This window comes from Streptomyces sp. AC602_WCS936, from assembly GCF_019049125.1.
Classification (GTDB): Bacteria; Actinomycetota; Actinomycetes; order Streptomycetales; family Streptomycetaceae; genus Streptomyces.
In genome coordinates this window covers 115,081-136,327 of sequence record NZ_JAGMUF010000090.1, presented here as the reverse complement: position 1 = coordinate 136,327, position 21,247 = coordinate 115,081, and the positions used below count along the sequence as shown (strand labels likewise).

Sequence of the window (21,247 nt, the reverse complement as noted above, 5' to 3'; positions counted from 1 at the left end):
GAGGGAAGCCCCCGCGAGGACGTGACTCGCGGGGGCTTTCTGTGTGACCGGCAGGTCAGGGTTTGCGGGCGAGGCCGCCGTGCTGGCCGATCGGCTGTGGGGCGGTGCCGTCCGGGGAGGGGTCCGGGCGCCACAGCGGGACGGAGACCACGCCGGGCTCGACCAGTTCCAGGCCGTCGAAGTACGCCTCGATCTGCTCCACGGGCCGCAGGAAGTAGGGGATCGCGCCGGTCTCGTTGTAGCCGTCCTGGGCCGCCTCGTAGGCCGGGTCGGTGCCGCGCGAGCCGTCGTTGACGCAGAGGTGACTGCCGGAGGGCAGGCCGGCCATCAGGCGACGGACCAGGTCCCGGGCCCGGTCGTGATCGGCGACGTGGCCGAGGATGCCGCTGAGGATGAGGGCGGTGGGACGGGTCAGGTCGAGGGTGCGGGCGGCGGCCTGAAGGATCTTCTCCGGCTCGAGGAGGCTCATGTCCTCGTAGGCGGTGACGCCCTCGGGGGTGGAGGTGAGCAGGGCGCGGGCGTGGGCGAGGACCAGCGGGTCGTTGTCGACGTAGACGATCCGGGACTCGGGGGCGTGCCGCTGAGCGACCTCGTGGGTGTTGTCGACGGTCGGCAGTCCGGTGCCGACGTCCAGGAACTGGCGCACTCCCGCCTCCAGCGCCACGTACCGGATGGCCCGGCCGAGGAAGGCGCGGCTGCTGCGGGCGATGGTGACGATGCCGGGGAAGACGGCGGTGTAGGCGTCGCCGGCCGCCTCGTCCACGGGGTAGTTGTCCTTGCCGCCCAGCCAGTAGTTCCAGATCCGGGCCGAGTGCGGCACCGAGGTGTCGATCTCCGTCATGGGGTGGGACTCGCCTCCAGGGTCGGTGTCCGGCCCATGGTGCTACGTCCGGGCGGGCCCGCGTGGCACAACCGCCGCGACGGACCCGCCCGTGGTGCCGGGCGGTGCGGCCCTACAGGTTGCTGAAGTCCGGGCCCTTGGTGCGGGTGCGCTTGATCTCGTAGAAGCCGGGGACGGAGGCGACCGCGAGGGTGCCGTCCCAGAGCTTGGCGGCGTCCTCGCCCTTGGGGGCGGGGGTGACGACCGGGCCGAAGAAGGCGAGCTGCTCGCCGTCGGCGCCGGGGACGGCGATGACCGGGGTGCCGACCTCCTGGCCGACCTTGTCGATGCCCTCCTTGTGGGAGGCGCGCAGCTGGGGCTCGTACGGGGTGTCGTCCCAGTGGTCCATGAGGGACTCGGGCAGGCCGACGTCCTTCAGGGCGGCGGCCACCGTCTCCTTCCCCGGGCCCTCGCCCTGGTTGTGGAAGCGGGTGCCGAGCGCCGTGTAGAGGTCGCCGAGCACCTCGGCGCCGTGCTCCTCCTGGGCCGCGATGACGACGCGGACCGGGCCCCAGGCCTTGGTCTCCAGCAGCTCGCGGTACTCCTCGGGCAGCTCGTCCAGCTTGTCCTCGTTGAGGACTGCGAGGCTCATCAGGTGCCAGTGGACCTCGATGTCCCGGACCTTCTCCACCTCCAGGACCCAGCGGGAGGTCATCCACGCCCACGGGCACAGCGGGTCGAACCAGAAGTCGACGGGGGTCTTCTCCGACATGTCTCTCCTCAAGAGGCAACAGGGCCGAGCATTTCTCCTGGCAACCGGCCGGACGCCGTGGCCATTCCCGGCTGCCGCCCGTCAGGGGCGCATGGCAGGATCGGTGCTGTCCGCATACTGAACACCACCCGAGGGAGTGCCGCCCGTGCCCGGTGAGAATCTGTCCCGCGACGAGGCCCGGGAGCGGGCCGCCCTGCTGTCCGTCGACGGGTACGAGGTGTCCCTCGACGTGCGCTCGGCCACCGGTGAGGCTCAGGGCGAGGGTCCGCGCACCTTCCGCTCCGTGACCACGATCCGCTTCCGCTGCAACGAGCCCGGCGCGAGCAGCTTCGCCGACCTGATCGCGCCGAGCGTGACCGCCGTGTCCCTCAACGGCCGCGACCTCGACCCGAGCGAGGTCTTCGACGGCGCCCGCATCGCCCTGGAGGACCTGGCCGCCGACAACGAGCTGGTCGTCGACGCCCAGTGCGCCTACTCGCGCACCGGTGAGGGCCTGCACCGCTTCGTCGACCCCGAGGACGGCGAGGTGTACCTGTACACCCAGTACGAGCCGGCCGACTCCCGCCGGGTCTTCGCCAACTTCGAGCAGCCGAACCTGAAGGCGCCCTTCCGCTTCGAGGTGCGGGCGCCGGAGGAGTGGACGGTCTGGTCCAACGGCGCCGGGGAGCGCGTCGACGGGGTGTGGCGGTTCGCGGAGACTAAGCCCATCTCGACGTACATCACGTGTGTGGTCGCGGGGCCGTACCACTACGTGACCGACTCCTACGAGCGCGAGTTCGAGGACGGGACGCGGCTGGAGATCCCGCTCGGCGCCATGTGCCGCAAGGGTCTCGCGCCGCACTTCGACGCCGACGACGTCTTCCTGATCACCAAGCAGGGCCTGGACTTCTTCCACGACCGCTTCGACTTCCCCTACCCCTTCGGGAAGTACGACCAGGCGTTCGTGCCCGAGTACAACCTCGGCGCGATGGAGAACCCGGGGATGGTGACCTTCCGCGAGGAGTACATCTTCCGGGGCAAGGTGACGCAGGCGTCGTACGAGGGCCGCGCCAACACCATCCTGCACGAGATGGCGCACATGTGGTTCGGCGACCTGGTCACCATGGAGTGGTGGGACGACCTGTGGCTGAAGGAGTCCTTCGCCGACTTCATGGGCGCCTTCGCCAACGTCGGCGCCACCCGCTTCGAGGACGCCTGGATCACCTTCGCCAACCGCCGCAAGGCGTGGGCCTACCGCGCCGACCAGCTCCCCTCCACCCACCCGGTCACCGCCGACATCCGCGACCTTGAGGACGCCAAGCTCAACTTCGACGGCATCACGTACGCCAAGGGCGCCTCGGTGCTCAAGCAGCTGGTGGCGTACGTCGGCCAGGACGCGTTCCTGGAGGGCGCGCGGCGCTACTTCAAGCGGCACGCCTACGGCAACACGCGCCTCGGTGACCTGCTGTCGGTACTGGAGGAGACCAGCGGCCGGGACATGGCCTCCTGGGCCCGGTCCTGGCTCCAGACGGCCGGCGTCAACTCGCTGACCCCGCAGGTGCTGCTGAGCGAGTCGGGCACGGTCGACGAGCTGGCCGTGGTGCAGGAGGCCGCCGAGTCGCACCCCGAACTGCGTCCGCACCGGGTGGCCGTGGGCCTGTACCGGCGTACGCCCGAGGGCGCGCTGGAGCGGTACGCGCGCGCCGAGGTGGACGTCGACGGGCCGCGCACGGTCGTGGCGGAGCTGGCCGGTGCCGAGGCGCCCGAGCTGGTCCTCGTCAACGACGACGACCTGACGTACTGCAAGACCCGCTTCGACGAGACCTCGCTGGCGACGCTGCGCGAGCACCTGGGTGCGCTGACCGACCCGCTGGCCCGTGCCCTGTGCTGGTCGGCGCTGTGGAACATGACCCGGGACGCGCTGCTGCCGGCGCGGGACTTCGTCGGCCTGGTGCTGCGGTTCGCGGGGCGCGAGTCGTCCATCGGGGTGCTCCAGATGCTGCACGCCTGGGCGAACTCGGCGCTGGTGCACTACGTCGCCCCCGACGGGCGCGAGGCCTGCGGCCGGCTGCTGGGCGAGGGTGCGCTGCGGGAGCTGCGGGACGCGGCGCCGGGCAGCGAGCAGCAGCTGGCGTGGGCACGGTTCTTCGCTTCGGTGGCCTCGGGGGAGCCCGAACTGCGGCTGCTGCGCGGGCTGCTGGAGGGCGCGGAGAAGATCGACGGCCTGGACGTGGACCAGGAGCTGCGCTGGGCGTTCCTGGAGCCGCTCGCCGCGCACGGCGAGGCCGACGAGAAGGTGCTCGCCGCTGAGCTGGCGCGTGACGACACGGCCTCCGGCAAGCGCCACCAGGTGCGCTGCCTGGCGGCCCGTCCGTCGGCGGCGGTGAAGGCGCAGGCCTGGGCGCAGGTCGTGGAGTCGGACGCGCTGTCGAACGCCCTGGTGGAGGCGACCATCGCGGGCTTCGCGCAGCCCTCGCAGCGGGAACTGGTCGCGCCGTACGCCGAGAAGTACTTCGCGGCGATCGAGCGGGTGTGGGACGAGCGGTCGATCCAGATCGGGATGGACGTGGTGCGGGGCCTGTTCCCGTCGCTGCGGGACTCCCGGGACACGCTGGAGGCGACGGACGCGTGGCTGTCCGCCCACGAGGACGCGGCGCCGGCGCTGCGGCGGCTGGTGCTGGAGGCGCGGGACGACCTGGCGCGGGCGTTGCGGGGACAGGCGTGCGACGCGGCGGCGGCAAGCCGCTGAAGCACCCTTAGCTTTGGCCAATGATTGGGCGCTCCGTCATCGTTACGGAATCCGGTCAACGGCAGCCGTAACCCCTGGTCCGCACCTTTGCCGACCAGGGGTTTTCGGCATCCGAACACCCGTCCTTTAGTGCGGCCTTGTCCGGATTCGTCGATGGACTCGTAACAGCGGTTAAGGGGCCGATCGGGCGCGGGAAATTGCCGGTCATGACGCACAACACCCCGCTCTCCCCGCGCCCCCTGCACCAGCTCGCCGACGACCGGCGCCGGCTGATGACCACCGCTCAGCTGCGGGCGCACGGTGTCTCCGCCGCCGAGACCAGCGAGCAGTGCCGGCCGGGCGGCCCCTGGCAGCAGCTGCTCCCGAACGTCGTCCTGCTCCACCCGGGCCCGCCCACCAGCGACGAGCGCCTGCACGCGGTACTGCTGTACGCGGCGCGGGAGCGGTCCGGCGGACCGGGCCCCGGCGTCGCCGCGTCCGTGCCGCTCCAGCCGGGCGGGGAGGACACACCCGCGGCTCCCTACGCCGAGGCGATGGTCACGGGACTGGCCGCGCTGACGCTGCACGGCTTCTCCACCGCTCCCCCGCTGCCTTCCCTGGAGGTCATCGACGTCCTGGTGCCGAGACTGCGCCGGCTGCGCACGACGGGCTGCGCGCGCATCGTCCGCACGACCGCGCTGCCCACCGCCGAGTTGGTCACCGGGGTCCCGGTGGCGCCGGTGGCGCGGGCGCTGGCGGACGCGGTGGCGGAGCTGACGGACGCGGGCGTGGTTCGCCGGCTGCTGACGGAGGCGGTGCGCGGCGGGCACTGCGAACCGGCGGCGGTGGTACGGGAGCTGAACCGGGCCCGGCTGCTCAGCCGCCCGCACGTGGTGGACGCCGTGGACTCGCTGGTCGCCGAGGGGCGGGCGCTGGCCGAGCAGCGCCTGTACCGGATGGTGCGCGAACACGGTCTGCCGGAGCCGCTGTGGAACGTCGACCTGCGCCTGCCCGGCGGCCCGCACCTCGGCGGCGTGGACGCCTTCTGGCCCGAGCACGCGGTGGCGCTGGAGCTGGACACCCGCGCCCACCGGCAGCAGGAGGACGACGCGGTGTGGGCGGAACACGTGCGCAAGCGCGAGCACCTGGAGCGGCTGGGTGTCACGGTCGTGCACCTCACGCCGCGCAAGCTGCGGGACTCCCCGGAACACCAGGCGGCCGTCGTCCGGACGGCGTTGATGGCGGCCGGGGACCGGGAACCCGCCGCGTACGTCGTGGTACTGCCCCGGTAGTACCAGGACGGCAGGAGGGGAGGGGAGGGGCCGCCGGGCACGACCGCCCGGCGGCCCCTCCTCACGTCCCACCCCTCCCGTCACTTGTCGCAGAACTCCGCCTCGATCACCGCACCGCTGTCCCCCGACCAGTCGCCGTTGAAGTTGAAGGCGAGGGCGTGCCGGCCGTCCCGCGTCGTCACCGCCTCCGACGAGGAGCCGTGGATGCCGCCGCCGTGGCCCCAGACGGTCACCCCGCAGTCGAGCTGCCGTTTCATCAGGCCGAGGCCGTAACCGGCGCCCTTCTCCACCTCGTCCAACGGGACCGTGGTCGTCATCTCGGCCAGCTGCTCGGCGGGCAGCAGCCGGCCCCGCAGGAGGGCGGTGTAGAAGCGGTTCAGGTCGGCGGAGCTGGAGACCATCTCGCCCGCCGCCCCGGCGATGGACGGGTTGAGCCGCGTGACGTCGTACGTCGGGTCCGTCGCCGTCCCGCCCAGCTTGGAGTAGGCGCGGCTGCTGGGCCGCGGCAGCCAGGCCCGGGTGCCGGGGACCGAGGTGGCGCGCAGCTTCAGCGGCTCGACGATGCGGCGGCGCACCTCCTCGCCGTACGGGCGTCCGGTGACCTCCTCGATCACCATGCCGGCCAGGACGTAGTTGGTGTTGGAGTAGCTCCAGTCGGTGCCCGGTGCGAAGTCCGGCTTGTGGGTCATGGCGACGGCGACCAGTTCCGGCGGCGTCACCGTGTCGTAGCGGTGCTCGAAGAAGCCGTCCTTGAGGAAGTGGGTGCGGACGAAGTCGTCGTCGCTCGTGTAGTCGTAGACGCCGCTGGTGTGGTTGAGGAGTTGGCGCAAAGTGATGCGGCCGCCGTCGTGGCCGTTGCCCTCCACCACGCCCGGCAGCCAGTCGTCCACCGTGTCGTCCAGCGAGAGCCGGCCCTCGGCCTCCAGCTGGAGCAGGACGGTGGCGACGAAGGTCTTGGTGATGCTGCCGACCCGGTAGCGGTCCCGCTCCGAACGCGGCTCGCCGGTCCGCAGGTCTCCCACCCCGGCCGTCTGGGCCCATGTGCGGTGGCCCTCGCGAGCGGCCGCGGTCACGCCGGGCACTCCGTCGGCGACCGCGGCCTCCATGGCACGGCGGGTCGCGTCGTGGCCGTGGCCGCCGGTGGCGGGTGCCGCCACGGCAGGAGCGGCCAGCGCCGCCGACAGTGCCACGGCGGTGGCCGCCACCAGGGTGGCCCGTACGCGTGCGCTCATGTCTTCCCCCATCGTCTGGTGTCGTACTGCGTGCTCGGTGTCGCTCGGTCGGCGGGAAGGACCGGGTGGCCGGCGTGAAGGTTGAGGCGTCCGATGGTGGTTGGGCCTGTTTCAGCCGTCTTCCGGCCCGGGGCGCCCGGCCCGCCCCGCCGGCGGCCGCTCCCGCCACAGCCGCAGTCCCGCGTCGACCAGCGGCACCCGGGTCAGGCCGGGCACGGCGTCCAGGTCCTGCCAGGCCGCCAGGTCGGTGGAGCCGCCGACCTCGAACCGCAGGTCGCCGCCGGTGACCCGGGCCTCGTAGACGAGCCGTACGCCGTGGTGGTCCACGGTCCGCCGCAGGAGGCGCCCCGGGCCGACGCGGCTCGGGCGGGTCAGACGGTTGGAGTCGACGCCGAGCAGGGCGGTGGGCTCGACGCGGTAGCCGGTCTCCTCCTCGACCTCGCGGACGACGGTGTCGTGGGGGTCCTCGCCGTGTTCCGTCCCGCCGCCCGGCAGCACCCACTCGGGGACTCCGCCGGGGCCCGGCGACCGGGCGAGCAGCACCTGTCCGTCGCGGACGCATATGGCGTAGGCCGCCACCCTGAGTTTGCGCAGCACTCCGGGACGTTAACCCGCCCGGCCACGACCCGGACGGGGCTCACAGGAATGTCACAGGCCGTCCCTTGTGTCCCCGGTGGCGTATGGCGGAAGTACGCCATGACTCCATCCCGCCCCGGACAACTCTCCCCAAACAATGATCCCTTGGGTAAAGCTGAGCGGTCGTCCGGGATCGGATTCCGGACGACCGCGGCCAGGATCGATCGGTCCCGGTCGCACCTCACGTTCCTTTACCAACAAGGGATGCCGATGACCCACACCCCCCAGCGCGAACCGATACCGGGCGCCAGACGCGCGGCCCGCGTCGCCGTGGCCACGGGCCTCGCCGCCGCGCTCTGCGCCGTCGGGCCGATACCCATGGCGTTCGCCGCCGACGGCCCCCAGGTCGTGCCGCCCGCCGACGCTTCCGTGAAGTCCGCGCACGACAAGCTCGGTTCGCACGACGCGGACCTGCTCGCCGAGGCGAAGACCGACGGCACGAAGAACGTCACGATGATGGTCGCCACCGCCCCCGGCAAGACCGAGCAGGTGGCGAAGGAACTAGACGCGGTCGGCGGCGGCAGCGTCGGCCGGACCTACGACGAACTCGGCTACGTCCGCGCCACCGTCCCCACCGGCAAGGCGGACTCGGCCATCGCCGCCGCCGCCAAGCTCTCCTCCGTGCACGGCATCGACCTGCGCGACGAGATCCCGCTGGACGACCCGACGCCGAGCGCGGACCGCGCGAAGGGCGGCGCACACCACAAGGGCCGCACCTACCCGGGACCCGACCGCCGCACCCCCGCCGAGAACCCGTACAACCCGTCCTTCGAGACGGGCGCCGTCGACTTCGTGAAGAAGCACCCGAAGGCGGACGGCCGCGGCATCACCATCGGCATCCTCGACTCGGGCGTCGACCTCGCCCACCCGGCGCTTCAGAAGACCACCACCGGCGAACGCAAGATCGTCGACTGGGTCACCGCGACCGACCCGGTCGTCGACGGCGACCGCACCTGGCGCCCGATGACCACCTCCGTCTCCGGGCCGACCTTCACCTACGGCGGCGAGACGTGGACGGCGCCCGCCGGCTCGTACCGGGTGAGCACCTTCCTGGAGTCGTACACCACCGGTGGTGACGCGGGCGGCGACGCCAACCGGGACGGCGACACCACCGACTCCTGGGGCGTCCTCTACGACGCTCAGGCCGGCACGGTCCGCGTCGACCTGAACGACAACCACGACTTCGCCGACGACACCCCGATGAAGCCCTACAAGGACGGCTTCCAGATCGGGTACTTCGGCACCGACGACCCGAAGACGGACGTGGCCGAGCGCCAGCCGTTCGTCGTCGAGATCCGCGAGGACGTCGTCTACAACGGAGCCGGCGCCAAGGCCGACTTCGTCAACATCGGCGTCATCGAGGGCTCGCACGGCTCGCACGTGGCCGGACTCGCCGCCGCCAACGGCCTGTTCGGCGGCCGGATGGACGGTGCCGCCCCGGGCGCGAAGATCGTCTCGTCCCGCGCCTGCACGTGGAGCGGCGGCTGCACCAACGTCGCGCTCACCGAGGGCATGATCGACCTCGTCGTCAACCGCGGCGTCGACATCGTCAACATGTCGATCGGCGGCCTGCCCGCGCTCAACGACGGCAACAACGCGCGCGCCGAGCTGTACACGCGCCTCATCGACACCTACGGCGTCCAGCTCGTCATCTCCGCGGGCAACTCCGGACCCGGCGCCAACACCATCGGCGACCCGTCGCTGGCGGACAAGGTGATCTCGGTCGGCGCCTCCATCTCGCGCGAGACCTGGGCCGCCAACTACGGCTCCGCGGTGCGGAAGAAGTACCAGATGATGCCGTTCTCCTCGCGCGGCCCGCGTGAGGACGGCGGCTTCACCCCGACGCTGACCGCGCCCGGCGCGGCGGTCAACACCATCCAGACCTGGGCGCCCGGCGCCCCGGTCCCCGAGGCGGGCTACGACCTCCCCGCCGGCTACGGCATGCTCCAGGGCACCTCGATGGCCTCCCCGCAGGCAGCCGGCGCCTCGGCGCTGCTGCTGTCGGCCGCGAAGCAGGCGGACATCGACCTCACCCCCGCCAAGCTGCGGACGGCGCTGACCTCGACCGCCGACCACATCAGGGGCGTGCAGGCGTACGAGGAGGGCGCGGGCCTGATCAACATCCCCGACGCCTGGCGCGCGATCCGCAAGGGCGCCACCGCCCACGAGTACACGGTCAAGGCGCCGGTCGACACCGCGATCGACCAGTTCCTGAAGACCCCGGGCTACGGCACCGGCCTCTACGACCGTGAGGGCGGCCTGGAGGCGGGCGAGCGCAAGACGTACGAGATCACGCTCACCCGCACCACCGGCGCCGACCGGGCGATCCGGCACGAGCTGCACTTCGAGAACAACACCGACCGCACCTTCCGCATCGTCGGCTCCGACGAGGTGAGGCTGCCGCTGAACGAGCCGGTCACCGTCAAGGTGCAGGCCAAGCCGCGCTCGGAGGGCATCAAGAGCGCGATCCTCGAGGTCGACGACCCGCGCACCGAGGGCACCGACAAGCTGGTCCTGACCACGGTCGTGGCCTCGGCCCCGCTGGAGTACGACTTCTCCGCGAAGGACTCCGTGCAGCGCAACAGCACCGAGTCGTACTTCGTGACCGTCCCCGAGGGCGCGAAGACGCTCGAGGTGGCGATGAGCGGGCTGCGCGGCGAGAGCCAGACCCGGTTCATCGCCATCCACCCGTACGGCGTACCGGTCGACAACACCTCCACGCCGTACTGCTACAACAACTACCTCGACGGCAACGGCTGCCGGCCCGACGTGCGCGCGTACGCCGACCCGCAGCCCGGCGTCTGGGAGATCGAGGTCGAGTCGCGGCGCACCTCGCCGCTGCTGAACAACCCGTACAAGCTGGACGTCACCGTCCTCGGCGCGGTGTTCGACCCGGAGGTCGTGACGGTGCCCGAGGCGAAGGTCGGCACTCCGGCCGACGCCTCCTGGGAGGTGACGAACCGGTACGGCCCGATCGACGGCAAGCTGGTCGGCGGCCCGCTCGGCTCGGCCGAGACGTCCCGCCCGTCGATCGCGCAGGGTGAGACGAAGCGGTCCACGGTGGAGGTGCCCGAGGGCGCCGAGTCGCTGGACGTGGCCATCGGCGGCGTCTCCGACGCGGCCGCCGACCTGGACCTGACGGTCTACGACAAGGACGGCAACGTCGTCGGCCAGTCCGCCGACGGCGACTCGGAGGAGTCGGTCTCCGTGCCGAAGCCGGCCGCCGGCGCCTACACCGTCGAGGTCGTCGGCTACGCGGTGCCGTCGGGCAGCACGGAGTACGACTACCGGGACGTGTACTTCGCGGCCACCCTCGGCTCGGTCACCGTGGACGGCTCGGCGCCGGTGAAGCTCGGCACGGGCGAGACGGCGACGGTCTCCGGCAGCGTCACGGCGCTGGCCGCCGCGCCGGAGGGCCGTGAGTTCTTCGGCCAGGTCCGGCTGGTGAACGCCCACGGCACGACCGCGGGCTTCGGCAGCGTGCGGATCGGCACGGTCGTGCCGTAGTCCGGTGCGGTGCGTGGGAGGGGCGGGTGCTCTTGCGGGCGCCCGCCCCTTCGGCCTGCTCCGGGGAGGTCAGTCGCAGGTGAGGGTGCGGGACTCGGGCAGGGCGGCGGTGATCCGGGCGCGGGCGGTGGCGATGTCCCGCTCGCCGGTGATCACGGCGTCCGCGCCGGCCCCGTCCCGCGCGACGCCGACCAGCACCCGGTCGCCGGGGCGGAGCCGGGCGGTGGCGTCGTCCTGGAGGAAGGTCACCGATTCGGCGCTCGCCCGCGGCCCGGGGCCGGACTCGGGCCCGGTGCTCGCCCCCGGGACGTACGAGCGGGTCACCCGGAGTGTGATCCGGTGCCGGGCCTCCCCCGGGACCGGTTCGGCGCGGGTCACCGTGCCCTCGGCGACCAGGTGGGCGCAGGCGAGGTAGCGGGGGGTGCCGAAGACGAGTCCGGCCTCCTGGCCGGGGGCGGGACCGTCCTGCTGGGCCGACGCGGCGCTGCCGCTCGCCGCGTCGTCCGTGCCGCCGCCGGTCTGCACCACGAGCCACCCCAGGCCCGTGACGACGACACTCGCGCAGGCGGCCGCGAGGACGCCCAGGGCGAGGCGGAAGGACCGGTGCCGGGGGCGGCTCACGGGCGTTCCCCGTGCCGGCGCGGCGGCCCGCGGTTCGGGAACCGGTTCGCTCAGGGCGCGCCCGAGGACGTCCAGCTGCTCCCGCAGCAGCGCCACGTCGGCCGCCGCCGACCGGTACTCGCCGTGGGCGTCCGCGCCCGCCCCGGGCGGCAGCGGCTCGCCCGTGATCGCGGCCATCAGCGCGTCGTGCCCGGCGGGGTTCTGTTCGGCGGCCATCTCACACCACCTCGTCCTCGTGCAGCCGGGCCCGCAGCGCCCGTACCGCCGTGTGCAGCCTGCTCTTGACCGTGCCCTCGGGGATGCCCAGCTCCTCGGCGATGCCGCGCACCGGCAGGTCGGCGTAGAAGCGCAGGACGACGACCTGCCGCAGGATGTCGGGCAGCTCGTCCAGGCCCTGCGCGACGGCGAGGGAGAGCAGGCTCGCCTCCTCGCCGGAGGGCTGGTCGGTCTGGCGCAGGGCGGCCAGGCGCTCGCCCAGCCGGGCCTGGCGGTGCCTGGCCCGGTGCCAGTCCATGGCCAGGTTGGAGGCGACGACCGCCGCCCACGCGGACACGTCGCGCGGTGCCTCCCGTCCGCTCGCCGTCTGCTCCAGCAGCCTGAGGCGGACCTGCTGCACCCCGTCCGGCAGGTCCGCCTGCGGCACGCCACCGAGCGCGAGCACCGCCCGCACCCGCCGTTCCTGAGCCGCGTCCAGGGGATCGTCCGGTACGGCGTCCCCCTGGCCGCGGCGGGCCCTTCCGCGCAGCACGGCCACCCCTCCCCTCGCCGTGTTTCCCCTATGACGTCCCGGGGGCCCGAAACGTTCGCCGGACCGCGCCCGTCCCGGCACGAGGTATACGTCACATCGTCGTGTGGGGTGGGAAGGGATGGGCAGGGGCGGAACAGCACAGCTTGCGGCGCGGGGGCCGGTCGGCGGAATTTCTGCAGCTCAGCCGGGGTTTTCGCGCAAGGACCGTACCCGCCGCCCGAGCCGCCGCGTCCCACGGTGCGGGCACACCGCGCAAAGAATTGGACAGGCGGGCCGGGCCGCGCCGCATGATGGAAAAGTCTCGGCCGAGCAAAGCGCGCGTGAAGACACGCGCACAAACGGAGAAGGAGTCACCGTGAGGGTCGGAATCGTCGGAGCCACCGGTCAGGTCGGCACGGTCATGCGCAGGATCCTCACGGAACGGAACTTTCCGGTCACCGAGCTGAGGCTGTTCGCCTCCGCCCGCAGCGCCGGCAAGGACCTGGACGGCGTGACGGTGGAGGACGCGGCCACCGCCGACTACTCCGGCCTGGACATCGTGCTGTTCTCCGCGGGCGGCGCCACCTCCAAGGCGCTGGCCGAGAAGGTCGCCGCACAGGGCCCGGTCGTGATCGACAACTCCTCCGCCTGGCGCCGCCACCCCGAGGTCCCGCTGGTCGTGTCCGAGGTCAACCCGCACGCGATCGCCGACCGCCCCAAGGGCATCATCGCCAACCCGAACTGCACGACGATGGCCGCGATGCCGGTCCTGCGTCCGCTGCACGCCGAGGCGGGCCTCGAAGCCGTGGTCGTCGCCACCTACCAGGCGGTGTCCGGTTCCGGGCTGGCCGGTGTGGACGAGCTGTTCGAGCAGGTGAAGAAGGTCGGCGACGACGCCCCGAAGCTCACCCACGACGGCTCGGCGGTGGAGTTCCCGAAGCCGGACAAGTACGTGGCGCCGATCGCGTACAACGTGCTGCCGCTGGCCGGTTCCATCGTGGACGACGGCCTGCACGAGACGGACGAGGAGCAGAAGCTCCGCCACGAGTCCCGCAAGATCCTGGAGATCCCCGAGCTGAAGGTCTCCGGCACCTGTGTGCGCGTGCCCGTCTTCAGCGGCCACTCCCTCCAGATCAACGCCCGCTTCGCCCGCCCGATCAGCGTGGAGCGCGCCAAGGAGCTGCTGGCCGGCGCCCCCGGCGTCGCGCTCACCGAGGTGCCGACCCCGCTCGAGGCGGCCGGTCAGGACCCGTCGTACGTGGGCCGCATCCGCCAGGACGAGACCGTGGACAACGGCCTCGCCCTGTTCGTCTCCAACGACAACCTGCGCAAGGGCGCGGCCCTGAACGCGGTGCAGATCGCGGAGCTGGTGGCGGCGGAGCTGAAGGGCTAGGACCCCGGGGCCCGGCCCCTGGGGGCTAGCCCCGCCTCACCTCGTAGAGGAAACAGCCGTACTCGACGGCCCGGACGTGGACGAACGCCACGGCCGGGTCGTCGAACGCTTCCCGGAGGGCGTACGCGAAAGCGCCGGGGTCCCCGATCAGGCGCCCGCCCAGGATGCGCCCGTCGGCGCAGTAGCGGCGCAGGACGCGGTGGGAGTCGGTGAAGGCCAGGCCGCCCGTCTCCGGCCCCGCGCACTCCTCGGCGTGGACGAAGACCGGTCCCTGCTCGTCGTAGGCGCCCGGGTCGGCGCCCGTCGCCGCGGCCCAGCGCCGCAGCGGGGCGTACGAGACGAGGGCGATCGTCTCCCCCGGGCGGCTGCGGCGCAGGCAGCAGCGGAGCGGGGCGCCGCCCTCGTCGTCGGTCAGCGGGGCGGGAGCCCGGCCCGCGTCGTCGGTGGTGCGCAGTTCCTTCAGGGCGGCGGGCGGGATCGGCCGTGCGGTGTAGTGCTGCATGGTCCCAGGCTCGCGCGCGCCCGGTCCGCGCACCGGCGGGAAATGGACATCGCGTTCCGTCCCGGCCACGTGGAAGGATGGCGCAACCCACACATAACGAGGAGATGACCGCGTGCCTGGCACAAACCTGACTCGCGAAGAGGCGCAGCAGCGGGCGAAGCTGCTGACCGTTGACTCGTACGAGATCGATCTCGACCTCACCGGCGCGCAGGAGGGCGGCACCTACCGGTCCGTGACCACGGTGCGCTTCGATGTCGCGGAGGGCGGCGGCGAGTCCTTCATCGACCTGGTCGCGCCGACGGTCCACGAGGTGACGCTGAACGGCGACGCCCTCGACGCCGCCGAGGTGTTCCAGGACTCCCGCATCGCCCTGCCGGGGCTGCTGCCGGGGCGCAACATCCTGCGGGTGGCCGCCGACTGCGCGTACACCAACACCGGCGAGGGCCTGCACCGCTTCGTCGACCCGGTCGACGACCAGGCGTACCTGTACACGCAGTTCGAGGTGCCGGACGCGCGCCGCGTCTTCGCGAGCTTCGAGCAGCCGGACCTGAAGGCGACCTTCCAGTTCACCGTGAAGGCGCCCGAGGGCTGGACGGTCATCTCCAACTCGCCCACCCCGGAGCCCCAGGACAACGTCTGGGTCTTCGAGCCGACCCCGCGCATCTCGTCGTACATCACGGCGCTGATCGTCGGCCCGTACCACGCCGTGCACAGCGTGTACGAGAAGGACGGCCAGTCCGTCCCGCTCGGCATCTACTGCCGCCCCTCGCTCGCCGAGCACCTCGACGCGGACGCGATCTTCGACGTCACCCGGCAGGGCTTCGAGTGGTTCCAGGAGAAGTTCGACTACCGGTACCCGTTCCAGAAGTACGACCAGCTCTTCGTGCCGGAGTTCAACGCGGGCGCGATGGAGAACGCGGGCGCGGTGACCATCCGCGACCAGTACGTGTTCCGTTCGAAGGTGACGGACGCCGCGTACGAGGTGCGGGCGGCGACGATCCTGCACGAGCTGGCGCACATGTGGTTCGGCGACCTGGTCACCATGGAGTGGTGGAACGACCTGTGGCTGAACGAGTCGTTCGCCACCTACGCCGAGGCCGCCTGCCAGGCCGACGCGCCCGGCTCGAAGTGGCCGCACTCGTGGACGACGTTCGCCAACCAGATGAAGACCTGGGCGTACCGGCAGGACCAGCTGCCGTCCACGCACCCGATCATGGCGGACATCAGCGACCTGGACGACGTGCTCGTCAACTTCGACGGCATCACGTACGCCAAGGGCGCGAGCGTGCTCAAGCAGCTCGTCGCGTACGTCGGTGAAGAGGCGTTCTTCAAGGGCGTGCAGGCGTACTTCAAGCGGCACGCGTTCGGCAACACACGCCTGTCCGACCTGCTGGGCGCGCTGGAGGAGACCTCCGGCCGCGACCTGAAGACCTGGTCGAAGGCGTGGCTGGAGACGGCCGGCATCAACGTCCTGCGCCCGGAGATCGAGACGGACGCGGACGGGGTCATCACGTCCTTCGCCATCCGCCAGGAGGCCCCGGCCCTGCCCGCCGGCGCCAAGGGTGAGCCGACGCTCCGCCCGCACCGCATCGCGATCGGCGCCTACGACCTCGACGCCGGCGGCAAGCTGGTGCGCGGCGAGCGCGTCGAGCTGGACGTGGACGGCGAGCTGACGGCCGTACCGCAGCTGGTCGGCAAGCGCCGTCCGGCGGTGGTGCTGCTGAACGACGACGACCTGTCGTACGCGAAGGTCCGCCTGGACGAGCAGTCGCTCGCCGTGGTCACCAAGCACCTCGGCGACTTCACCGAGTCGCTGCCGCGCGCCCTGTGCTGGGCGTCGGCCTGGGACATGACCCGGGACGCGGAACTCGCCACCCGCGACTACCTCTCCCTGGTGCTGTCCGGCATCGGCAAGGAGACCGACATCGGCGTGGTGCAGTCGCTGCACCGGCAGGTGAAGCTGGCCATCGATCAGTACGCCGACCCGAACGCCCGCGAGGCGCTGCTCACCCGCTGGACGGAGGCCACGCTGGCGCACCTGCGGGCCGCCGAGGCGGGCAGCGACCACCAGCTGGCGTGGGCGCGGGCGTTCGCGGCGACGGCCAGGACGCCGGAGCAGCTGGACCTGCTGGACGCGCTGCTGGACGGCACGACGACGATCGAGGGCCTGGCCGTCGACACCGAGCTGCGGTGGGCGTTCGTGCAGCGGCTGGCGGCGGTGGGCCGGTTCGGCGGCTCGGAGATCGCCTCGGAGTACGAGCGGGACAAGACGGCCGCCGGTGAGCGCCACGCGGCCACCGCGCGTGCCGCCCGTCCGACCGAGGCGGCCAAGGCGGAGGCCTGGGAGTCGGTCGTGGAGTCCGACAAGCTGCCGAACGCCGTGCAGGAGGCGGTCATCGCCGGCTTCGTCCAGACCGACCAGCGCGAGCTGCTGGCGCCGTACACGGAGCGGTACTTCGAGGCGCTGAAGGACGTCTGGGAGTCCCGTTCGCACGAGATGGCCCAGCAGATCGCGGTCGGCCTGTACCCGGCGGTGCAGGTGTCGCGGGAGACCCTGGACCGCACGGACGCCTGGCTGTCCTCCGCCGAGCCGAACGCGGCCCTGCGGCGGCTGGTCTCGGAGTCCCGTTCGGGCGTCGAGCGCGCGCTGAAGGCCCAGGCCGCGGACGCGGCGGCGAAGTAGGCGGTACGACCTCGCGGGGCGCCCGGTGATGTACCGGGCGCCCCGTTGCCGCTTACGCGCCCGACCGGGCGGGGTCGGTGATTCTTTGCCTGCCTCAGTACAACCTTTTCGCGTGTGACGCAGGTCATGATCATTAACCGCCGATTGTTCGCTTTCACCCGGTTCCCGCAGTAGACGTCCCAGCTGGGGCCCGGCTTCGATTGGTGACTTAGCCCTGATCGGAATCCGGCCTCCAAGCAGTCCGTTGCACGCACTGGTTGAGGCCCTGGGGGCTCGGCCGCTGACAGGACGTCCTGTCAGCCGTGCAGCCCAGGAAGGAAGTACGTTGTTCAACAGAGGAATCCGCACCAGACGGGCTCGCGGCGCCCTGACCGCCGGCATAGGCCTGGCGGCCGCCGCCGGCCTGCTCACGGCGGCACCGGCCGCGCAGGCCGTCTCCGGCGAGCCCGCGGCCGCGGGGGACCACGCTTTCACCGCCCGGCTCGTCATCGGTGAGGGCGAGGCCATGCGTGGCTGCTCCGCCGCGCTGGTGCACCAGCAGTGGCTGCTGACCGCCACGAGCTGTTTCGCCACCACCCCGGGCGGCGAGGTCGAGTCGGGCAAGCCCGCGCTGAAGTCCACGGCGATCCTGGGCGGTGAGAGCCTCGACATCGTCGAGGTGGTCCCGCGCGACGACCGGGACGTGGCCATGGTCCGGCTCGCCCAGCCCGTCACCGCCGTCAAGCCAGTGAAACTGGCCGCCGACGCCCCCGTGGCGGGGGAGACCCTGACCGGTGCCGGATTCGGGCGGACCCGCACCGAGTGGGTCCCGAACCAGGTGCACACCGGTGAGTTCCTGGTGGACTCCGCCACCGACACCACTGTGGCCCTGACCGGTCAGGACGGGGTCTCCGTCTGCATGGGCGACACCGGCGGTCCGGCCCTGCGCAGCACGGGTGGCGGGGTCGAGCTGACCGCCATCCACAGCCGCTCCTGGCAGGGCGGGTGCTTCGGCTCGACGGAGACGAGGACCGGCGCGGTGGACGCCAGGGTCGACGGCCTGGCGGGCTGGGTGACGGACGTCCGTAACCGCGACCGGAGCTACTCGGCCGACATCGACGGCGACGGCAAGGACGACCTGGTCGTCCTCCGCTCGAACGGCTACGTCGTCGTCTACCGCAACCAGGGTGACACCTTCGCCCCGGGCCGGGTCATGTCCGGCGGCTGGGACCTCTTCGTCACCTGGAAGGACCTGGGCCGCCTCTACTTCGCCGACGTCAACGGCGACGGCAAGGACGACATGATCGTCCACACCAACGACGGCAACATCGAGGTCCGCTTCAACCACGGCGGCACCTACTTCGACCACGGCACCCACTGGTCCGGCGGCTGGGACCTCTTCCTCGACGGCAGTGAGCTGGGCCGGCTGTACTTCGCCGACGTCAACGGCGACCGCAAGGCCGACATGATCGTCCACACCAACGACGGCAACATCGAGGTCCGCACCAACCGCGGCACCTACTGGGACCAGGGCACCCACTGGTCCGGCGGCTGGGACCTCTTCCTGACCTGGAAGGACCTGGGCCGACTGTACTTCGCCGACGTCAACGGCGACCGCAAGGCCGACATGCTCGTCCACACCAACGACGGCAACATCGCCGTCCGCACCAACCGCGGCACCTACTGGGACCAGGGCACCCACTGGTCCGGCGGCTGGGACCTCTTCATCGACGGCTCCAAGCTGGGGACCCTCAAGTTCGGTGACGCCACCGGTGACGGCAAGGCCGACATGTTCGTCCACACCAAGGACGGCAGGGTCGCGGTCCGCACCAACCGCGGCACCTACTGGGACAGCGGCAAGGTCATGATCACTCTCTGAAGCCGCGGCTCCGCGCCCTTCTGATACCCGGCCGTTCGTGAACAGGCTGTTCGCGAACGGCCGGTTCGCATGGCCCCGAGGTGCTGGTGGACTGCCGCCAGTTGATGAAATCACGGATTCGAGAGCGGGCACCGTCGGCGACGGCGGTACGCCGGGAGGCAGGGCAGGAGAATGACAGGGATCAGCCGACGGGGGCTGCTGCGCGGCGGCATGGTGGCCGGGGCGGTCGCGGTCGTGGGGGGCACGGCATCAGCGGCCCGGGCCGACGCCGCGGGCATCAATCCGTCCGTCACGGGCGAGGCAGCACACGTCCGTGCACTGCGCAAGGCATTGGACGACGCGGCGGCCGGCGTCGTAGGCCCTCACGGCGTCGACGACAAGGGCCGGATCATCGTCAAGGCCGGGTATGCGGGTGTCCCCACCTACACACTGCTCAACACTCTGATCATCGGCGGCAACACGGTCCTGGACGCCACCGGTGCGCGGTTCGTCGCCAAATTCGGCACCGTCACGCGGAAGTACACGCTGGACCGGACGAATCAGCACTCACCGAGTCCCGAGTACGCCACGGACAGCCAGGGGACGTTCAGCGCGCCCGCGGTCAGCGGTGCCAAAGCCGCCACCATGTTGCTCAACCATGTCCCTCCGGCCACGGCGGGCTACTCGGCCCCGGGCAACATCATGGTCAAGGGCGGCGAATGGGACCCCATCTCCGCGTGGGTGTGGAACGACTCGGGTCCCGCACGGGCACGCGCCGACAAGGCTCCGCCGATGAACGTGCTGACCTTCACCCACACGCAGGACGTGGAGGTCGAAGGGGTGACGGTCTGGAACGTCAAGTGGTGGCACGCGGTCGAACTCAACGCCGTACGCCGGGGCGCGGTCCGGGACTGCTTCTTCAAGGGCTGGGTCGAGAATCCGACGTGGGGCCTGTGGCAGGGCGAGGCCGTCCAGCTCGACCTGCCCCTCTCCGGCAACACATGGGCCGGGGCCAGCGATGGCACCCCGACCGTGGATGTACAGGTCCAGCGCAACTACGCGGGTGCGTCCGGGTCCCAGCCGTCCTGGGCAAAGCTGGTCGGATCGCACACCGGCGGCGAGAAGGTCGGTCAGGTGCACGCGCGTGTGCTGATCGAGGACAACGTCGTGGACGACGCCAAGTGGGACGCCATCGGCGCGATGAACACCACAGACATCGTCATCCGCGGCAACACGATCAACAACAGCGTCGGTGGGGTCTACGTCAGTTCCATGTCGGCGAGGAGGTTCACGCAACCGCCGGTCCAGGTGGGTCCGAATCCCGTCTCCGGGGTCGACATCGTCGACAACCACGTGACCGTGGCGGCAGGCGCTTCGGGGGCCTCGCGCAACGCGGTCCGCGTGAGCGCGGACACGGTCGGGTTCGTCTCGCCGGTCAGCGACGTCGCGGTCACCGGCAACCGGGTCAGCGGCGGAGGTTTCTACTACACCCCGTACGTGACGTTCCGGCCCGGCACCACACCACAGCGCTGAGTGCCCTCCCCGGGGTGAGGGGTGCGTCTGTGCCGGGGCAGGGGCTCAGCGGTCGGCCGTGCCGAGGCGCGCTCGTGCCGCCGTGCGCAGGGCCGTCAGCACGGTGCCGACGGCCGCGCCCTCACCGGCGCCCCTGCGCACTGCGGCGACAACGTGCCGGACGGGACGGTCCGCGTGCAGCTCGCGCATCACCGCACCGTCTCGCGGCACGACCGCCATGCGCGGGACCAGGGCCACGCCCATGCCCGCCCCGACCATCGCGAGGATCGCCGTCCAGCCGGCCGCCGTGTGGGCCTGGTGGGGGCGGAAGCCGGCCGTCTCGCAGGCCGCACGGGTGATGTCGGACCAGGGGCCGCTGCCGCCGAAGATCCACGGTTCGGCGGCGAGGTCGGCCAGGCGGAGCCCGTCCGCGCGGGCCAGCGGGTGGTCTGCGGGCAGCGCCACGTCCAGCGGGTCGGCGAGGAGCGGGACGCGGGTGAAGCGCGGGTCGGCGGCGGTGGGCGCCTGGGCCGCCAGGGACAGGGCGAGGTCCACGTCCCCGGCGGCCAGCAGCTCGTACGCCTCCTGCGCCTCGGCCTCCCGCACCCGCACCGCCACCCCGGGGTGCGTCGCCCGCAGCGCGGTGACGGCCGGTACGACCAGGGCCGGTACGGCGGTGGAGAAGGCGCCGACCCGTACCTCGCCGGCCTCCCCGTGGACGTAGGCGGCCAGCTCGGCGTCGGCCCGTTCCAGCTGCTCGAAGACCGCCTCGGCGTGCCGCAGCACCAGCCGGGCCGCGTCCGTCAGTTCGACCCGTCTGCCCCGGGCCCGGAGCAGGTCCACGCCGAGCTGCCTGGAGAGGTTGGTCAGCTGCTGGGACACGGCGGACGGTGTCATGTTCAGCGCCTCGGCCGTCGCCGTCACCGTGCCCCGCTCCCGCAGCGTGCGCAGAATCTGCAGCTTGCGGATCTCCCAGTCGGCCATGGCGGCAACCTATCCGCGGGGC

The 21,247-nt window shown here is 71.9% G+C and carries 15 protein-coding genes; 7 read left to right on the top strand and 8 right to left on the bottom strand.

Annotated features, from left to right (window positions below; all coding sequences use genetic code 11):
* Nucleotides 1-55 precede the first annotated feature (55 nt).
* Together KUM03_RS25975 and KUM03_RS25970 are read right to left on the bottom strand one after the other, a co-directional pair.
* Entirely contained in the window at nt 56-841 is a 786-nt protein-coding gene (locus tag KUM03_RS25975) for an SAM-dependent methyltransferase (protein ID WP_217251790.1), read from the bottom strand.
* A gap of 112 nt (nt 842-953) precedes the next feature.
* Nucleotides 954-1,592 carry a DsbA family protein gene (locus KUM03_RS25970; protein ID WP_217251788.1) on the bottom strand — a complete coding sequence of 213 codons (639 nt, stop codon included), beginning with the start codon at nt 1,590-1,592 and terminating at the stop codon, nt 954-956.
* Between the two features lie 145 nt (nt 1,593-1,737).
* Here KUM03_RS25970 and pepN (KUM03_RS25965) point away from each other — a divergent pair, with 145 nt between their 5' ends.
* Together pepN (KUM03_RS25965) and KUM03_RS25960 are read left to right on the top strand one after the other, a co-directional pair.
* Nucleotides 1,738-4,320, top strand: a complete 2,583-nt coding sequence (gene pepN / locus KUM03_RS25965; RefSeq protein WP_217251786.1) for an aminopeptidase N — start codon at nt 1,738-1,740, stop codon at nt 4,318-4,320.
* 206 nt (nt 4,321-4,526) lie between these two features.
* Nucleotides 4,527-5,591, top strand: a complete 1,065-nt coding sequence (locus KUM03_RS25960) for a hypothetical protein (RefSeq protein WP_217251783.1) — start codon at nt 4,527-4,529, stop codon at nt 5,589-5,591.
* Between the two features lie 80 nt (nt 5,592-5,671).
* Here the strand turns inward: KUM03_RS25960 and KUM03_RS25955 are convergent, their stop codons facing one another.
* Nucleotides 5,672-6,823 carry a serine hydrolase gene (locus tag KUM03_RS25955; RefSeq protein WP_217251781.1) on the bottom strand — a complete coding sequence of 384 codons (1,152 nt, stop codon included), beginning with the start codon at nt 6,821-6,823 and terminating at the stop codon, nt 5,672-5,674.
* A gap of 111 nt (nt 6,824-6,934) precedes the next feature.
* Complete coding sequence (locus KUM03_RS25950; RefSeq protein WP_308406416.1) at nt 6,935-7,420, bottom strand: NUDIX hydrolase; 486 nt, start codon at nt 7,418-7,420, stop codon at nt 6,935-6,937.
* Between the two features lie 249 nt (nt 7,421-7,669).
* On the opposite strand from KUM03_RS25950, the gene KUM03_RS25945 reads away from it, so the two are divergent.
* Entirely contained in the window at nt 7,670-10,966 is a 3,297-nt protein-coding gene (locus KUM03_RS25945) for a S8 family serine peptidase (protein ID WP_217251779.1), read from the top strand.
* A 69-nt stretch (nt 10,967-11,035) separates the two neighbouring features.
* Here the strand turns inward: KUM03_RS25945 and KUM03_RS25940 are convergent, their stop codons facing one another.
* Nucleotides 11,036-11,803, bottom strand: coding sequence for a hypothetical protein (locus KUM03_RS25940; protein WP_217251776.1), 768 nt, complete (start codon nt 11,801-11,803; stop codon nt 11,036-11,038).
* A 1-nt stretch (nt 11,804) separates the two neighbouring features.
* On the bottom strand, nt 11,805-12,341 hold the full coding sequence (locus KUM03_RS25935; protein ID WP_217251774.1) for an RNA polymerase sigma factor: 537 nt from the start codon (nt 12,339-12,341) through the stop codon (nt 11,805-11,807).
* Between the two features lie 349 nt (nt 12,342-12,690).
* On the opposite strand from KUM03_RS25935, the gene KUM03_RS25930 reads away from it, so the two are divergent.
* Nucleotides 12,691-13,707 (top strand): aspartate-semialdehyde dehydrogenase, encoded by a 1,017-nt coding sequence (locus tag KUM03_RS25930; protein ID WP_217251771.1) that lies wholly within the window; start codon nt 12,691-12,693, stop codon nt 13,705-13,707.
* A gap of 25 nt (nt 13,708-13,732) precedes the next feature.
* On the opposite strand, the gene KUM03_RS25925 is transcribed toward KUM03_RS25930, so the two are convergent.
* Nucleotides 13,733-14,209, bottom strand: coding sequence for a DUF1203 domain-containing protein (locus KUM03_RS25925; RefSeq protein WP_217251768.1), 477 nt, complete (start codon nt 14,207-14,209; stop codon nt 13,733-13,735).
* 112 nt (nt 14,210-14,321) lie between these two features.
* Here KUM03_RS25925 and pepN (KUM03_RS25920) point away from each other — a divergent pair, with 112 nt between their 5' ends.
* The 3 genes from pepN (KUM03_RS25920) to KUM03_RS25910 all read left to right on the top strand — a co-directional run bounded on the left by pepN (KUM03_RS25920) (nt 14,322) and on the right by KUM03_RS25910 (nt 20,262).
* Nucleotides 14,322-16,892 (top strand): aminopeptidase N, encoded by a 2,571-nt coding sequence (pepN, locus tag KUM03_RS25920; RefSeq protein WP_217251765.1) that lies wholly within the window; start codon nt 14,322-14,324, stop codon nt 16,890-16,892.
* A gap of 325 nt (nt 16,893-17,217) precedes the next feature.
* Nucleotides 17,218-18,750, top strand: coding sequence for an FG-GAP-like repeat-containing protein (locus KUM03_RS25915; protein ID WP_254399879.1), 1,533 nt, complete (start codon nt 17,218-17,220; stop codon nt 18,748-18,750).
* A gap of 171 nt (nt 18,751-18,921) precedes the next feature.
* A complete protein-coding gene (locus KUM03_RS25910) occupies nt 18,922-20,262 on the top strand; it encodes a hypothetical protein (protein WP_217251763.1) in 1,341 nt (446 codons plus the stop codon).
* 45 nt (nt 20,263-20,307) lie between these two features.
* Here KUM03_RS25910 and KUM03_RS25905 read toward each other — a convergent pair whose 3' ends face one another.
* A complete protein-coding gene (locus tag KUM03_RS25905; RefSeq protein WP_217251760.1) occupies nt 20,308-21,225 on the bottom strand; it encodes a LysR family transcriptional regulator in 918 nt (305 codons plus the stop codon).
* Nucleotides 21,226-21,247 lie beyond the last annotated feature (22 nt).

Bases quoted from the DNA above. Each gene is read 5' to 3' on its own strand.
- KUM03_RS25975 (WP_217251790.1), bottom strand. From the start codon at position 841: ATGACGGAGATCGACACCTCGGTGCCGCACTCGGCCCGGATCTGGAAC.
- KUM03_RS25970 (WP_217251788.1), bottom strand. From the start codon at position 1,592: ATGTCGGAGAAGACCCCCGTCGACTTCTGGTTCGACCCGCTGTGCCCG.
- KUM03_RS25960 (WP_217251783.1), top strand. From the start codon at position 4,527: ATGACGCACAACACCCCGCTCTCCCCGCGCCCCCTGCACCAGCTCGCC.
- KUM03_RS25955 (WP_217251781.1), bottom strand. From the start codon at position 6,823: ATGAGCGCACGCGTACGGGCCACCCTGGTGGCGGCCACCGCCGTGGCA.
- KUM03_RS25945 (WP_217251779.1), top strand. From the start codon at position 7,670: ATGACCCACACCCCCCAGCGCGAACCGATACCGGGCGCCAGACGCGCG.
- KUM03_RS25940 (WP_217251776.1), bottom strand. From the start codon at position 11,803: ATGGCCGCCGAACAGAACCCCGCCGGGCACGACGCGCTGATGGCCGCG.
- KUM03_RS25925 (WP_217251768.1), bottom strand. From the start codon at position 14,209: ATGCAGCACTACACCGCACGGCCGATCCCGCCCGCCGCCCTGAAGGAA.
- KUM03_RS25910 (WP_217251763.1), top strand. From the start codon at position 18,922: ATGACAGGGATCAGCCGACGGGGGCTGCTGCGCGGCGGCATGGTGGCC.
- KUM03_RS25905 (WP_217251760.1), bottom strand. From the start codon at position 21,225: ATGGCCGACTGGGAGATCCGCAAGCTGCAGATTCTGCGCACGCTGCGG.